This is a genomic window from Mesorhizobium sp. M7A.F.Ca.CA.001.10.2.1 (genome assembly GCF_003998575.1).
Classification (GTDB): domain Bacteria; phylum Pseudomonadota; class Alphaproteobacteria; order Rhizobiales; family Rhizobiaceae; genus Mesorhizobium.
The window spans coordinates 1-1,505 of the sequence record NZ_RZQY01000989.1 but is presented as its reverse complement, the minus strand read 5'-3'; the positions used below and the strand labels follow the sequence as shown (position 1 = coordinate 1,505).

General features: G+C 59.1%; 2 protein-coding genes. One reads left to right on the top strand and one right to left on the bottom strand.

What is annotated here, in order from left to right; translation table 11 throughout:
* Positions 1-585 (bottom strand): AMIN domain-containing protein (locus EN964_RS34275; protein ID WP_127277423.1); only part of this gene is annotated, 585 nt, incomplete at its 3' end.
* Positions 586-1,237: 652 nt separating this feature from the next.
* Between EN964_RS34275 and EN964_RS34270 the strand changes: the two genes are divergently transcribed.
* The coding region (locus tag EN964_RS34270) for a S1 RNA-binding domain-containing protein (protein WP_127277421.1) at positions 1,238-1,505 on the top strand (268 nt) is incomplete at its 3' end.

Genomic DNA, 1,505 nt, shown 5'->3' with positions numbered 1-1,505 from the left:
GATGACGACGGTGAACCGATGACCCGGATTGGAAACCGGTCCGGTGCCGACCCGCCCTCCCTTGTCGGTCGAAACGGTCGATCCGGTGGTCAGCGCCTGATTGGCCAGCGCCACATCGAACTCGCGCTCGGATGCCGCCGACATGTCGATGGCAATGCGGTAGCCGGTTCCGTCCTCGTTCTTGAGCACGTCGAGCTTGTCGACGGCAAAGGGACCCTTGCCGGTGAGGATCAGCCGCGAAACGCCCTCGCTAAGCGCGCCCAGACGCACGCCCTTGACCAGGCCCCGCGCCTTCAAATCCTTGGCATCAACGGCGAATCTCGTATTCGCGAGATCGATGACAAGACGGTTGGGACCGCGCAGCAGGAACCATTTGATATCGGGTTCGCGATCGAAGTCCATGACGATGCGCATCTTGGTGGCATCGCCGGCCATCTTGTAACCTTTTGCCACGAGCGGAGCGTCGGCGGCATTGGCTTTTGAGGACAAGGCAGATGAGACCGCCAGCAGCAGCAAGAGGCAGAAAGCGGCCAGGATCCGGCCGCAGACACGACATCCCTTGTCTGTGAAGTCCGCCAATCCCATCTCTCTTCCAGTCGCTCCCGGTTTGGCGCCCGGCGCCGGTCGTTTCGTCGAAATGCCGGTTAGGCCGCGAACTCGATTAACGATTGGTATCCAGAGAAGGTTAACCAAGCCTTTTCATGCAAGGGCGGCAAGCTGGCTTACGCTACGGAACGGCTTTTTGCCGGCATCGGAAATCGGGGTTGCCTTCCACCCCGCCAAATCATAAAAGCGATGGTGGATCACTGCAATCCTGGAACCGCCCTCCTCCGCAGCTTCTTGCTACAGGGTCAGACGTAAAGGCGGCTCCTTTCGCTTCAGGCGAAAAGGGTTCAGGTGATCGCGACGAATTTCGCAGGCGTGCTCCCGTGGCGGGGGAATCGCCTGCGTGAGGAAAACGGCCGGGTTTGTTCCCGTGCCGGCTCTGTAGGAGCAAACAAGCTGGTCCGGTTCATCCGGGCTTTGGTTCAAAAGGTTCTGTTGGTGACGATGGCTTCAAGCGCAATCATGGAAAGGTCCGCATCAAACCGCGCCATTATGGCTGCGGGCGGCACCGCCATGGCGCTCAAGCGGCGGCTGACGGACGTTCAAATATCCGGCACCCACACTCCAGACACGCAGCAGCAGGCTTTGCCTCGCAAGCTGCGGCTGACGGCTGCCGGGGGGAAACGAAATAATGCCCAACAAAATGCTGATAGACGCCTCCCACCCGGAGGAAACACGCGTTGTCGTCATACGCGGTAACCGTATTGAAGAATTCGACTTTGAATCCCAGGACAAGAAGCAGCTCAAAGGAAACATCTACCTAGCCCGCGTAACGCGCGTAGAGCCCTCCCTTCAGGCAGCCTTTGTCGAATATGGCGGCAACCGTCACGGTTTTCTCGCCTTCAGTGAAATTCACCCCGACTATTACCAGATTCCGGTCGCCGATCGTCAGGCACTGC